General features: G+C 72.4%; 13 protein-coding genes and 1 tRNA gene. 4 read left to right on the forward strand and 10 right to left on the reverse strand.

Going from position 1 to position 13372, the window contains the following annotated elements; genetic code table 11:
* Window positions 1-6 precede the first annotated feature (6 nt).
* From hpnD to OH807_RS09030, 8 genes are all read right to left on the reverse strand, one after another.
* Window positions 7-864, reverse strand: coding sequence for a presqualene diphosphate synthase HpnD (hpnD, locus tag OH807_RS08995; protein ID WP_406210825.1), 858 nt, complete (start codon window positions 862-864; stop codon window positions 7-9).
* A gap of 41 nt (window positions 865-905) precedes the next feature.
* The gene (hpnC, locus tag OH807_RS09000) at window positions 906-1889 is read right to left on the reverse strand and encodes a squalene synthase HpnC (protein WP_406196095.1); all 984 of its coding nucleotides are present in this window, start codon (window positions 1887-1889) and stop codon (window positions 906-908) included.
* 324 nt (window positions 1890-2213) lie between these two features.
* Complete coding sequence (locus OH807_RS09005; protein WP_406196098.1) at window positions 2214-3023, reverse strand: ABC transporter ATP-binding protein; 810 nt, start codon at window positions 3021-3023, stop codon at window positions 2214-2216.
* Window positions 3016-3957: an ABC transporter permease gene (locus OH807_RS09010; protein ID WP_406196100.1), complete on the reverse strand. Its 942-nt coding sequence runs from the start codon at window positions 3955-3957 to the stop codon at window positions 3016-3018. Before OH807_RS09010 ends, OH807_RS09005 begins: the two co-directional genes overlap by 8 nt.
* Window positions 3958-4143: 186 nt before the next feature.
* Window positions 4144-4989, reverse strand: coding sequence for a glycosyltransferase family 2 protein (locus tag OH807_RS09015; protein ID WP_406210827.1), 846 nt, complete (start codon window positions 4987-4989; stop codon window positions 4144-4146).
* Between the two features lie 62 nt (window positions 4990-5051).
* Window positions 5052-5786 (reverse strand): CDP-alcohol phosphatidyltransferase family protein, encoded by a 735-nt coding sequence (locus OH807_RS09020; RefSeq protein WP_406210830.1) that lies wholly within the window; start codon window positions 5784-5786, stop codon window positions 5052-5054.
* 91 nt (window positions 5787-5877) lie between these two features.
* Window positions 5878-6939 carry an iron-containing alcohol dehydrogenase family protein gene (locus OH807_RS09025; protein WP_406196102.1) on the reverse strand — a complete coding sequence of 354 codons (1062 nt, stop codon included), beginning with the start codon at window positions 6937-6939 and terminating at the stop codon, window positions 5878-5880.
* Window positions 6927-7682, reverse strand: a complete 756-nt coding sequence (locus OH807_RS09030) for a sugar phosphate nucleotidyltransferase (RefSeq protein ID WP_406196105.1) — start codon at window positions 7680-7682, stop codon at window positions 6927-6929. Before OH807_RS09030 ends, OH807_RS09025 begins: the two co-directional genes overlap by 13 nt.
* A gap of 436 nt (window positions 7683-8118) precedes the next feature.
* Here OH807_RS09030 and idi point away from each other — a divergent pair, with 436 nt between their 5' ends.
* Window positions 8119-8772, forward strand: coding sequence for an isopentenyl-diphosphate Delta-isomerase (idi, locus tag OH807_RS09035; protein ID WP_406196108.1), 654 nt, complete (start codon window positions 8119-8121; stop codon window positions 8770-8772).
* A gap of 146 nt (window positions 8773-8918) precedes the next feature.
* Here the strand turns inward: idi and OH807_RS09040 are convergent, their stop codons facing one another.
* Window positions 8919-9404 carry an ATP-binding protein gene (locus OH807_RS09040; RefSeq protein ID WP_406210833.1) on the reverse strand — a complete coding sequence of 162 codons (486 nt, stop codon included), beginning with the start codon at window positions 9402-9404 and terminating at the stop codon, window positions 8919-8921.
* Window positions 9405-9740: 336 nt separating this feature from the next.
* Between OH807_RS09040 and OH807_RS09045 the strand changes: the two genes are divergently transcribed.
* Window positions 9741-9828: transfer RNA gene (locus tag OH807_RS09045), tRNA-Leu, on the forward strand.
* 437 nt (window positions 9829-10265) lie between these two features.
* A complete protein-coding gene (locus OH807_RS09050; protein WP_406210835.1) occupies window positions 10266-11915 on the forward strand; it encodes an APC family permease in 1650 nt (549 codons plus the stop codon).
* Between the two features lie 372 nt (window positions 11916-12287).
* Here the strand turns inward: OH807_RS09050 and OH807_RS09055 are convergent, their stop codons facing one another.
* Complete coding sequence (locus OH807_RS09055) at window positions 12288-12743, reverse strand: hypothetical protein (protein ID WP_406196111.1); 456 nt, start codon at window positions 12741-12743, stop codon at window positions 12288-12290.
* 89 nt (window positions 12744-12832) lie between these two features.
* Between OH807_RS09055 and OH807_RS09060 the strand changes: the two genes are divergently transcribed.
* Window positions 12833-13303 carry a MarR family winged helix-turn-helix transcriptional regulator gene (locus OH807_RS09060; protein WP_406196114.1) on the forward strand — a complete coding sequence of 157 codons (471 nt, stop codon included), beginning with the start codon at window positions 12833-12835 and terminating at the stop codon, window positions 13301-13303.
* Window positions 13304-13372: the final 69 nt, after the last annotated feature.

Below are 13372 nucleotides of genomic sequence, written 5' to 3' on the forward strand. Positions count from 1 at the left end.
CGAGAATCAAGAACGCCCCCCGGCGAGCCCGGAAAGCGCCACGTACGCCTTCTCCCAGCCCGGCAGCGAGACGCGGCCGCGCAGCACCGACTCCGGGTCGGCAGCGATCCGGCCGAGCAGCCGGTGGTAGATGCCGGCCATCGCCGCGGTGCAGGCCCGGCTGCGGCGGTCGAGCATCGGCAGCAGCCGCAGGCCCTCCTCGAACGCGGCCTGGGCCCGGGCGGCCTCGAACGCCACCAGGCCGGTGAAGTCCGCGCCGACCGGCGGCCTGGCGCCGGCGAAGCCCTCCTGGCAGCCGAACCGGACCAGGTCCTCGAAGGGCAGGTACGTCCGACCGGTCAGGGCGTCCTCGCGCAGGTCGCGCAGGATGTTGGTGAGCTGCAGGGCCAGGCCGAGGGTGTCGGCGTACTGCGCGCCGCGCTCCGGGTCCTGGCAGCCGTACACGCCGAGCGAGAGCCGGCCGATCGCGCCCGCGACGCAGCGGCAGTAGACCTTGAGCTCCTCGTACGTCTGGTACTCGGCGCCCTTGAGGTCCATCTCGACCCCGTCGATCAGCTCGTCGAAGCCGCCGAGCGGGATCGGGAAGCGCCGGGCGGCGTCCGCCAGGGCGACCTTGATCGGGTCGGTGTCGTCCTCGGCGACCGATCCGGCGCGGATCTCGTCCAGCAGCTCGCGGGTGCGCAGCAGGGCCTCGGCCTTGCGGTCGGCGGGGAGCTCGCCGTCGCCGATGTCGTCGACCCGGCGGGCCAGGGCGTACAGGGCGGACATGGCCAGCCGCTTCGGCTCCGGCAGCAGGCGGATGCCGTAGCTGAAGTTGCGGGCCTGCAGTCCGGTGACTGCCTCGCAGTACCGGTACGCCGCCATGACCTGTGCCGACGCCAGTGGTGATGCCGCCACTCGGGCGTTCACCTTCCCTTCGCGAAGATGGCCGCCGCCTTCGCTGCGAGGCGGCGCTTGTCGGGCTTGGCCTGCTGGGCGAGCACGTCGTACCCGGCGTCCTCGATGGCTGCCAGGGCCGCGTACCCGCCGGCGGTGAATCCCGCCAGGAGCAGTCGAAGCCTCCCCCGAACCGTACCTACCAATGGCGCGCCGCGGTCGAGCAGGGTGCGGGCCCGGCCGACCTCGAAGGCGACCAGCTCACGGACGGCGAGGCTCGCGCTCGGGGCGGCGAGGTCCGCCTCGGTGACGCCGAACCGGGCGAGGTCCTCGGCCGGGAGGTAGATCCGGCCGTGCGCGAGGTCCTCGGCGACGTCCTGGAGGTGCTCGACCACCTGGAGGGCGCTGCAGACGGCGTCGGAGAGCTCGATCCGCTCGGGGGTGGAGACGCCGGCGATGGCCAGCACCAGGCGGCCCACCGGGTCCGCGGAGAGCGTGCAGTAGCCGAGGAGGTCCTGGTAGGTGGCGTAGCGGGCGGTGGTCTGGTCCACCCGGTTCGCCTCGATCAGGCGCCGGAACGGCTCCGGCGTCAGCCCGTGGCGGTCCACCAGGGGGACGAGGGCGCGCATCAGGGGGTGCCGGGGCGTCTCGGCGGTGCCGGGGTGCAGGGCCGCCTCGAACACCCGGTCGAGGTCCTGCTCCAGGCCGTCGAGCAGCGCGAACCGGAAGGCGACCTCGGCCGGACCGGGCGGACCGGACTGGGCCGAAGGGGTGATCGGGGCTGCCTCCGCGGGAGTGGCCGGGGCGGCCGCGGGCGGCGGGACGACGACGGGGGGCCGCGCGGCGACCCCGAGCAGGCGGGCCGTTCCGGCCGGGTCCGCGAGGTCGCCGTCGCCGGCGTCGTCCACCAGACGGGCGAAGCCGTAGACCGCCATCAGGTCGTCGCGCCAGGCGGCGGGAAGGAAGAACGGGGCGACCGGGAAGTTCTCCGCGTTCGCCTTGTCCAGCGTCACCTCCGCCGGACGGTCCGCTGGCTCACTACTGGGCTGGGCCGAAGCCGACACTGCTGTCACTCCCCCGTTCTACACCGCCCGGTACGACCGCCCCGAGTCGGACACGCGTCCGATACCGGGAGTCCCGCCCGGCACACCACGCCCGCGTCTTACAGCCTGACACCACCGGCCGCGCCGGAGAAGGGTGCCCCGCCCGGGGCGCGCGGCACTCACCCGCGCAGCGGCGGGCCACCCGGGGGACCTGCGGGCGGCGGTGAACGCGGGGAGGGCCGGTGACCGGGAGCCCCGGTCACCGGCCCTCCCGCGCACGGGGGCCCGGCGGCGCTACGGCCGCTCGCCGCGCTCGTAGCGGCCCACGACCTCCTCGGTCGGGCCGTCCATCACCAGCTCGCCGGCCTCGATCCAGATGGTCCGCTCGCAGACCTCGCGGATCGAGCTGTTGTCGTGGCTGACCAGGAAGACCGTACCGGCGGAGCCGCGCAGCTCGTCGATCCGCTTCTTGCTGCGCTGCTGGAACGCCTGGTCGCCGGTGGCCAGCGCCTCGTCGATCAGCAGCACGTCGTGGGTCTTGGCCGCCGCGATGGAGAACCGCAGGCGGGCCCCCATGCCGGAGGAGTAGGTGCGCATCGGCAGGGAGATGAAGTCGCCCTTGTCGTTGATGCCCGAGAACTCGACGATCTCCTGGTAGCGCTCGCGCACCTGGGCGGGGGTCATGCCCATCGCCAGGCAGCCGAGCACGACGTTGCGCTCGCCGGTGAGCTCGTTCATCAGCGCCGCGTTGACGCCTAGCAGCGAGGGCTGGCCGTTGGTGTAGATGCCGCCCCGCTCGGTCGGCAGCAGACCGGCGATGGCCGCCAGCATGGTCGACTTGCCGGAGCCGTTGGAGCCGATCAGGCCGATCGCCTCACCCTTGTACGCGGTGAAGCTGACGCCCTTGACGGCGTGCACCTCGCGCACGCCCGAGGAGCGCTTGCGGCTGATGATCCGGCTGATCGCGGAGGTCGCGCTGCCCTTGCCGGAGCCCGCGCCGTGCACCCGGTAGACGATGTGCACGTCGTCGACGACGACGGTGGGCTCGCGGGCCACGTCGGTGTCCTGCACGGTCTCGCCCTTTCGCAGGTCGATGTCAGCCACGGCCGTACTCCTCCTCGGCCTTCCAGAAGAAGACGTATCCGATCACGAACATCCCGACCGCCCAGGCGATCCCGTACGTCCACAGGTGCGGCGGCAGCTCCTGGTGCTGCGGGACGTGCTTGTTGTAGATGACCGGCGCGAAGGCGTGCCGGACCAGGTCCAGGTAGACCGAGGCCGGGTTGAGCTCCATCACCTTCTGCCAGAACGGCGGCCAGCTGTCCTTCTTGTCCTGGATGCTGAACATCACGCCGGACAGGAACATCCACGCCCGCATCGCGAACGGGATCAGCTGCGAGATGTCGCTGGTCTTGGCGCCGATCCGCGCCATGACCAGGGCGACACCCGTGTTGAACATCGACTGCAGGACCAGGGCCGGGGCCACCGCCAGCCAGGTCCGGCCCGGGTCGATCCCGCTCGCCAGCACGACGCCGACCAGCACGACCATCGAGATCAGCAGCTGCTGGAGCTGGATCACCGTGAAGGCGATCGGCAGGGAGGCGCGCGGGAAGTGCAGCGCGCGGATCAGCCCGAGGTTGTCGGAGATCGCCCGGGTGCCCGACTGCACGGCGTTCTGGGTGAACTGGAAGACGAAGACCCCGATGCAGAGCCAGGCGGTGTAGGTGCCCTCCGGGAAGCCGTCCTTGTTCTTCAGGATCACACCGAAGACCAGGTAGAACACCGCGCAGTTGAGCAGCGGGGTCACCACCTGCCACAGCTGGCCGAGCTTGGCGTCGGTGTACTGCGCCACCAGGCGGGCGGTGGCAAAGGCCCAGATGAAGTGACGGCGGGCCCAGAGCTGCTTGGTGTAGGCGACCAGGCCGGGCCGTCTTCCGCTGACCGCCAGGCCGTACTTGTCCGCAAGCTGCTTGGGGGTCAGGCCCGCGTCCGCCCCCCTCGGGGCTGAGAGGCTGACGGGTTCACTCACTGTCGACACATTCGTCCTTCGCGCGGGATCGGGTCGGGGCGGGCCGGTCGGCGGGGGTCCGCCGGCCTTCGCCGAGGGGGATCCACTCGGATCACGGGGGGAATCCGGCCGGTGTGTGGTCACCGGCCGCAGCGATCGGCCGACCGTACGGCTGTACGACCGTCCGATCGGCCGGCCGTAGGGTCATCGGACAGGTCAGATGACCGGTGGCCGGCCCAGCCTGGTCAGTCGCCAAACGGTACGCCATCGCATGGGCCGTCGCGTACCGCAGGGTTCGCGCCAGCCCGCCCGGAACCCGCCCCACCAGGCCTTCAGCGCCTCGGGCGAGGGGCGGCGGGCCAGCGTGAGCAGGAACCAGGTTCCCAGATAGAGAGGCACGAACAGGGCCGGAAGGTTCCGTCGGGCGAGCCACACCCTGTTGCGGGCCACGTTGTGGAAGTACGAGGCGTGCCGGGCGGGCGAGGTGGTCGGATGGTGCAGCACCACGTCCGCCCGGTAGTCGATGGCCCAGCCGGCGTCCACGGCGCGCCAGGCGAGGTCGGTCTCCTCGTGCGCGTAGAAGAACTCGGCGGGCAGCTGCCCGGCCTGCTCGAACACCGCGCAGCGCACGGCGCTGGCGCCGCCCAGGAAGGTGGTCACCCGGGAGGAGTGCAGCGGGTCGCTGGCGCGCAGCCGGGGCACGTGCCGGCGCTGGGTGACGCCGGTCTCCGGGTCGGCGATCCGGAAGCTGACGATGCCCAGCTCCGGATCGGCGGTGAAGGCCTCGCGCAGCAGCCGGGCCGAGTCGGTGCGCGGCAGGTGGCCGTCGTCGTCCAGGAAGAGGACGGCGTCCACGTCCTTGCCGTCCCGGCCGAACAGCTCGATGCCGACGTTGCGGCCGCCCGGGATGCCGAGGTTCTCCGGCAGCTCGACGGCGCGCACGTCCGCCGGGAGCGGCGGCAGTGGGGCGCCGTTGGCGACCACGGCCAGCTCGACCGCGGGGCCCTCCTGGGCGCGGACGGACTCGATCAGCGCGTTGAGCTCGGCCGGGCGGTTGCCCATGGTGATGATGACCGCACCGAGCCGGAAGGTGGCGGCGGCCCGGGCCGGCTCCGTCACGGCGCTCACCGGAGCCTGCTCGACAGGACGATGCTCAGCAGGTGCAGCACGGTCTGCAGCATGGCGATCCCGGCCAGCACGACCACCGCGATCCGGGTGAAGAACAGCCCGCCGTGCACCGCGTCCGCGACACCCGCGGCGAGGATGAACAGCGAGGCCTCGACCGCGCCGACCAGCCGGTGGAACTTGAGCAGCGACGCCGCCCGGCGGGCCTTGGCGACCCCGGCCGAGCGCGGCACGGAGGCGCTGTCCTCGACTGCCGTCAGGCCGCTGCGGGCGCGGGCCACGTCCACCAGGTCGGTCTCGGACTTGATCAGGATCGCGCCGAGCGCGGCCAGCGTGCCGAGGAAGGCCCACTCCCAGTGGGCGCCGCCCTCGCGGTGCAGCAGGTCGGTGGCGCGCAGGCCGAGGCCGGTCAGCAGGGCCGCCTCGGACATGTAGTGGCCGACCCGGTCCAGGTAGACGCCGGTGAGCGAGGTCTGCCGGCGCCAGCGGGCCACCTCGCCGTCCACGCAGTCCAGCAGCAGGTAGACCTGGATCAGCAGGGCCCCGAGGATCGCGCCGGACAGGCCCGGGACGACCAGGGCGGCACCGGCCAGGACGCCGGTGAGCATCATCAGGTAGGTCAGACCGTTGGGCGTGATCGCCGTCATGGTGGAGAGCACGCGGGTGATCCGCAGCGAGATGCTCCGCATGTAGAGGCGGCCGGCCCAGTGCTCGGCGCTGCGGCGCTGGAGCATGCCCTCCGGGTGGATCACCGCGCGCAGCTCCTCGATCGAGGGGCGGCGGGTCAGGTCCACCGGGGCCGGGGAGGAGCCCTTCGTGGACGGCTCAGCTGTTGACGGCTTGGACATAGTCGGCGTACGCGTCCCTGATTGCGGAAGGGGAGAGGTCGAGGTGCTCAAGGATGGTGAAGCGGCCCGGGCGGGTGTTCGGAGCGTAGTGCACCGCCTCGGTGAACTCCGCCTCGGTGAAGCCGATCTGAGCTGCGGTCACCGGCAGTCCGTGGCGCGCCAGGCGCTCCACGATCAGACCGGTCAGCTCGTGCTCGCCCCGCAGGAAGCTGGCGAAGGCGGCCCCGAGGCCGACCTGCTCGCCGTGCTGGGCGGACCGCTTGGGATACAGCACGTCCAGGGCATGCGAGATCTCGTGGCAGGCGCCCGAGGAGGGCCGGGTGCTGCCCGCGATGTTCATCGCGATGCCGGACAGTACCAGGGCTTCCGCGAGTGCGGTGAGGAGGTCCTGATCCTGAAGGTTTGCTGGGTGTCGCAGCAGGTTCTCGCCCGCCGAGCGGGCCATCGCCACGGCCAGTCCGTCCACCGGCTCGCCGGTCTCGGCGTGCGACAACTCCCAGTCGGCGCAGGCCGAGATGTTGGAGATGACGTCGCCGATGCCGGCCGCCACGAAGCGCGGCGGGGCCTGCCGGATCACGTCCAGGTCGACCACGATGCCGATCGGGCTCGGCACCCCGTAGGAGCCCCGGCCGGCGTCGTTGTCGAGGGTCGAGACGGGCGAGCAGATGCCGTCGTGGGCGAGGTTGGTGGCCACCGCGACCAGCGGCAGGCCGACCCGGGCGGCGGCGTACTTGGCGGCGTCGATGATCTTGCCGCCGCCGAGGCCGACGATCGCGTCGTAGTGCCCGCCGCGCATCGCCTCGGCCAGCCGCACCGCGCTGTCCAGGCTGCCGTCGTCCACGTTGTACCAGTCGGCGCCGGGCAGGTCCGGCTCCAGCCGCTCGCGCAGCACCGCCCCCGAGCCGTTGCTGATCGCCACCGCGATCCGGCCCGAGGCGGAGAGCCGCTGGTCGGCGAGGATGCCGCCGAGGGCGCCGAGCGCCCCGGAGCGGATCTCCACGAAGACCGGCGACGGCACCAGCCGGGTCAGTACTGGCATGCGATCTCCCGCGCCTTGGCCAGGTCGTCGTGGTTGTCGACCTCGACCCAGGAGACCTCGCCGATCGGCTGCACGTCGATCCGCAGGCCGCGGTCGACCATCTCCTGGTAGCCGTCCTCGTAGTACAGCTGCGGGTCGCGCTCGTAGGTGGCGCGCAGGGCGTCGGTGAGGTCGGCGGCGGCGGCCGGGTTGATCACGGTGACGCCGATGTACTCGCCGCTCGCCTCGGCCGGGTCCATCAGCTTGGTGATGCGCCGCATGCCCGTGGCCGGGTCGACGACGACCTTCATCTCCTCGTCGGCGAGCTTCTTCACCGTGTCGAGGGCGAGCAGGATGCCGGGCGCGCGGCCCTCGGCGGTCAGCCGGGCGTTGCCCTCCAGCATGGTGTGCTGGACCGAGACCGGGTGGACGGTGTCGCCGTTGGCGAGCAGCAGGCCCTCGGCGAAGAGCTCGCGGGCGCACCAGAGGGAGTAGGCGTTGTTCCACTCCTCGGCCTTGTCGTTCTCGACCAGGGTCAGCTTGACGCCGTACTTCTGCTCCAGCGCCGCCTTGCGGTCGTACACCGCCTCCTTGCGGTAGCCGACGACGATCGCCGCCTCGCGCAGGCCGACCTCGGCGAAGTTGCCGAGCGTGAGGTCCAGGACGGTCCGCTCCCCGTCGACCGGCACCAGCGCCTTCGGCAGGGTGTCGGTGTACGGGCGCAGGCGGCGGCCGGCGCCGGCTGCCAGAACGAGGCCGATCATGCGAGGTCTCCTGATCCGTCGTGCTGTGCTGATCCGTCCGGCCGTGTACTGCCGACAGCCGTCGGGGGCGCGCCGATACCGGTGTGGATGCGGGCACCGTGTCGTATGTGATGGTAGGCGACCGCGGTGACCGGCCCGAACGCGGCCGGGGGCCGCCGGGGGCGGAAGTGGGGGCGGGAGTGGGGCCCCGCCCGGGTGGGCAACCGACGGTGGTGAAGGTGTGGTGCCGGTTCGCCGCCCACAATGCGCCGGATCGAACGCGCACCGAACGAATCCCGAACGAATCTGCTATTCCCGCGCCCATTCCGATACCAGGAATGAACCGGGAACGGTCATGATCCGCCCGGTTGTGTGTGGGACCCCTGTGCACCGCCACCCGTACGGCAGACTGGGGCCCGACGCCACCGGTGCTCCCATTGCCCCCGAAAGAGGCCTCATGCCCCAGAGTCTGCCGACCGACCCGACGCACTTCACCGCCGAGATCGACACCGGTCTCGACGTGGAGACCGACGTGACGGCCGACCCCCGGACCGCGGCCGGCGCGCCCGCGGGCGCCGAGATCCTGCTGGAACTCGTCGACGACGAGGGCGTCACGATCGGCACCGCCGAGAAGCTCTGGGCACACCAGCAGCCCGGCCGCCTGCACCGGGCGTTCTCCGTCTTCCTCTTCGACCGGCAGGGCCGGCTGCTGCTCCAGCGCCGCGCGCTGGGCAAGTACCACTCCCCCGGTGTCTGGTCGAACACCTGCTGCGGCCACCCGTACCCCGACGAGCAGCCGTTCGTCGCGGCCGCCCGGCGCACCGCGGAGGAGCTCGGCGTCGCGCCGGCGCTGCTCTGCGAGGCCGGCACCGTGCGGTACGACCTGCCCGACGAGGCCTCCGGCCTGATCGAGCGGGAGTGGAACCACCTCTTCGTCGGCCTGGTCACCGCCCCGGTCCGGCCGGCCCCGGAGGAGGTGGACGACTTCGCCTTCGTCACCGCGCAGGAGCTGCGCGAGTTGCAGGAGGAGCGGCCGTTCTCGGTGTGGTTCCGAACGGTCTTCGAGGCGGCCCTGCCGGGCATCCGGGAAATCGCCGGGCGCGACTGGTAGCACGGGCGGCCGGGCGCCGGTCCGCCGAGGGGCCGGGCGAGGGCCTGCCCGAGAGGACCGGGCGCCGGTCGGGCGCGGGGGCCGGACGTTGGTCGGGCGCGGGGGCCGGACGCCGGCCGGGCGCGAGGATCGGCGCGGCCCCGGCGTCAGTCCGCGTCCTCCTGGGGGACGGGCAGCGAGGCCCAGATGACCTTGCCGCCCTCCCCCGTCCGCTCCACGTCGCAGACCCCGCCGGCCTGCAGCGTCACGCTCTTCACCAGCAGCAGCCCGCGCCCGCCGGTGCGCCCGGTGTCGGTCTCCAGCGCCTTCGGCCGGTACGGATCGCCGTCCTCGACCGAGATCCGCACCCAGCCGTCGCGGACGGCGAGCTCGGTGGTCACCTCCGGGGACAGCTCGGCCGCGTGCGTCACCGCGTTGCTCACCAGCTCCGAGACGATCAGGAGCAGGTCGTCCACCAGCTCCTGGTAGCGCACCCCGGCCATGCCCTGGGCCAGCAGCCGGTCCCGCACCGCGTGCCTGGTCCGGGGCACCGACGCCTCCGCCGCCGGCACCGCGAACCGCCACACCCCCTCGGCCGGCCCGGCCTCGACCCGTCTCGGCCCTGCCTCGGCCGCCCCGCTGATCTGCTCCAGCTCCACGTCCAGCCGCCCTTCGTCCGCGACCCCGGGAATCAGGCGTTCCGCTCATGGCGCCCTCGGTCCACAGAGGCTAGGAGAGCGGCCCCCGCAGCCGTGGCACCGTCGACAACTTGGCCGTGTCGGATCGGTACCGCCCGATTCCGACCGCACGCCGGTCGCAACCCGACCGGTTCCCGTCCCTGAAGCACCGCTTCGCTCACACTCGCGATCCGTCCCCGCCACCCCGCTGATCCCCCCCGGGGAAACGCAGGTGAGAAGCACTCCAGAACCCTGGTAGTGTTCTCTCTGTCGCCGAGGGGGCGAGAGAAAAGCCCCCGAAGCACACACCCTGTCCGGGTGGCGGAATGGCAGACGCGCTAGCTTGAGGTGCTAGTGCCCTTTATCGGGCGTGGGGGTTCAAGTCCCCCCTCGGACACCAGCAATTCCCCGTGGGAGCTCGCAAGAGTTCGCGCGGGGAATTTCTTTTTTCCGCCCGGGTTTCCGGCCGGGTTTCCGGCCGGACTTCAGCCCGAGCTCTCGCCCGAGTTCCCGCCCGGGGGCGGTCCGGCGGTGTTTTCGACCCGCCACGCCTCCCCGGCCCGCGCCTCCCCCGTCCGACCATCGGGCCACCGCCGCCCCATGCCTGACCTGCGGACATGATGCTCCGATAATCGGACACGAGATGGCAACGATCGAGTGATCTGAGCTCGATCTGAGGCTTTGGTCCGATTTCGCACCATAGTCTGCTGTGCGTTTGTCCGGACTCCGACGAGTGACGAGTCGATCCGGGCCCGGACCCATCCCGGCGAAGCCCCGGCGAAGCCCCGGCGAAGCCCCGGCGAAGCCCTGACGAGACAGAGGACCGATACGTTGAGCGTGCCCGAGCCGACGACGGCATCCCACCAGAACTACCGCCGCTCACTCGGCACCATCAGCCTGACGGCCGTCGGGCTGGGCTCGATCATCGGGTCCGGCTGGCTGTTCGGAGCGGAGCGGGCCGCACGGCTGGCCGGGCCGGCCTCGATCGTCGCCTGGGTGATCGGGGCCGCGGTGGCGCTGACCATCGCGCTGACCTACAGCGAGCTGGGCTCGATGTTCCCCAAGGCCGGCGGCATGGTGCGGTACGGCCAGTACTCGCACGGCTCGCTCGCGGGCTACCTGGCTGCCTGGGCCAACTGGATCGCCATCGTCTCGGTGATCCCCGGCGAGGCCACCGCCTCCGTCCAGTACATGAGCTCCTGGGACTTCGGCTGGGCCAAGGGGCTGTTCAACGGGCAGGAGCTGACCGTCTCCGGAGTGGCCGTGGCCGGCGTGCTGCTGGTCGGCTACTTCGCGCTGAACTGGTTCGCGATCACGCTGTTCGCCAAGACCAACACCGCGATCACGGTCTTCAAGGTGATCGTGCCGACGCTGACCGCCGGCGCCCTGCTGTTCGCGCACTTCGACACCGCCCACTTCACCGACCACGGCGGCTTCGCGCCGAACGGCTGGAGCGCGGTGTTCACCGCCGTCGCCGTCTCCGGCATCGTCTGGGCCTTCAACGGCTTCCAGTCCCCGCTCAACCTCGCCGGTGAGGCCCGCAACCCCGGCAAGTCGCTGCCGAAGGCCGTGATCGGCTCGATCCTGATCTCCCTGGTGATCTACGTCGTACTGCAGATCGCCTTCCTCGGTGCCGTCCCGACCGCCGACCTCTCCGGCGGCTGGAGCAGCCTCGCCTACACCTCCCCGCTGGCCGACCTGTCGATCGCCTGGGGCCTGAACTGGCTGGCCCTGCTGCTGTACGCGGACGCCTTCGTCTCCCCCAGCGGCACCGGCATGATCTACGCGGCCACCACCTCGCGCATGATCCACGGCGTCCAGGAGAACGGGCACCTGCCCTCGCTGTTCGGCCGGGTGGATGCCAGGACCGGCATCCCGCGCCCCGCCCTGCTGCTCAACCTGCTCATCGCCTTCCTCTTCCTCGCCGTCTTCCGCGGCTGGGGCTCGCTCGCGGAGATCGTCTCCGTCGCCACCGTCATCTCGTACATCACCGGCCCGGTCGCCGTGATGGCGCTGCGCCGCCTGGCCCCGGAGCTGCCCCGCCCTGTCCGGCTGCGCGCGATGCCGGTGATCGCCCCGGTCGCCATGATCTTCGGCTCCCTGGTGCTCTACTGGGCCCGCTGGCCGCTGACCGGCAAGGTCATCCTGCTGATGGCCGCCGGCCTGCCGATCTGGGCCTGGTACGAGCTGCGCAAGCCGTTCGCCGAGCTGAAGCCGCACCTGCGGGCCGGCGCCTGGATGATCACCTACCTGTTCGTGATGGCCGGCATCTCCTGGGCCGGCTCCACCGACTTCGGCGGCCGCGGCTACCTGCCGGAGGGCTGGGACCTGCTGGTCGTCGCCGCGATCGGCCTCGCCTTCTACCGCTGGGGCGTCGCGAGCGCCTGGGCCAACCCGTCCCTCGACGCCGTGAAGCGCGAGCTGGCCGCCGAGAACGGCCCGACCGCCGACGTCCCCCACCAGTCGGGCGAGACGTCCCGCGTCTGAGCCACCCGCACAGGCCCCGACGGGAGGGGGTGCACCGGGACGCCGCCCCGGATGCACCCCCTCCCGTCCGCGTCGCCGGGGCACCAGTCGCTGTCACTGCCGTGCTGAGGAGACGGTGCTCCGCTTCTGGGAGCACGAGTCGGCGGACGACATCGCCCTGGCCGTGTACCGCCAGGTGCGCCCCGACGCCACCATGACCCGCTCGCCCCGAGCCTGACTCCTCCGGTCCGGCCGGAAGGACGGTTCCCCTCCAGCCTGTTTGACCCGCCCTGCTCCGGGAGCTCGCGGTGCGGGGCCAGTGGGCGTCGGCGCGTCGGCGCGGCGGCGCGGCGGGTGGGTTTTCGGGGGGCGGCCGAGGAGGTCGGGACGGGTTCAGGGGTGGGCGGGGGTCGCTCCGGTGGGCGGGAGGGGGGTCAGGGGGCGGCGGGTGCGGGTGAGGTGGGCGGCGAGGCCGAGGTGGAGGGCGGCGAGCAGGGTGCCGCCGACGGCCATGCCCGGGTTGGCCGAGGAGAGACCGATGGCCGCGTCGGCCACCTGGGCCATGCCCGCGACCAGCAGGAGCGGGGTCAGGGAGCGGCTGCTCCGGCCGGCCTGCAGGTGGTACAGCAGGACGGCGCCGAGCGGCAGGGCGCGGGCGGCGTACGCCTGGGCGTAGACGTCGACGAGGGGGCCGGTCGGGCCGGTGGAGCCGGGCAGGGCCAGCTCCGGGGAGACCAGCCCGACGACGGCGGCGGCCATGGAGACCGCGGCGCCGACCGCGTTGGCGATCACCAGGGCACGGACGCCCCGGCCGGGGGCGGCAGCGGGGGTGGAGGTGGCGACGGGCATGGCGGGGGCAAGGGTGGAACGGCGCAGCATTGAGTCATGCCTCGAATCGTTCGATCTCTGAATGGTTTTGCCATGCTAGCGTTCCTCTCGTGAACGATGTCAACCCCCGCCCGCCGGCCGACCCCCCGCCGCTCACGGCATCCGTGGTCTTCCGCCTCGGCACGCTCGGCAGCGTCGTCACGGCGCGGTTCACCGAGGCGCTGGCGGCGCTCGGGCTCAAGCCCAAGCACGTCGGACTGATGGTCGCGCTGGATTCGGGGGCGCCGCCGTCGCAGCTGGAGCTGGCCCGGACGATGGCGGTCGCCCCCAGCCTGGTGGTCGCGCTGGCCGACCACCTGCAGCAGATCGGCGCTGTGGACCGCGTCCGCGATCCGGCGGACCGGCGCCGTCAGGTACTCGCGCTGACCGGCACCGGGCGGGCGTTGCTCGCCGACTGCACGGCGCTCGCCCGGCGGCTGGACGAGGAGCTCACCGCCTCCCTCGGCGCATCCGAACGGGAGGCGCTGCGGCGCACGCTGGGCGTGCTGGGGGTCGAGGCCGGGCTGCCGACGGGCGACTGAGCGCGACGCGCCGGGCGCGGCCACCGACACCGGCACCGACACCGGCACCGCCACCGGCACCGGCACGCC

This window comes from Kitasatospora sp. NBC_01560 (genome assembly GCF_045208415.1).
GTDB lineage: Bacteria > Actinomycetota > Actinomycetes > Streptomycetales > Streptomycetaceae > Kitasatospora.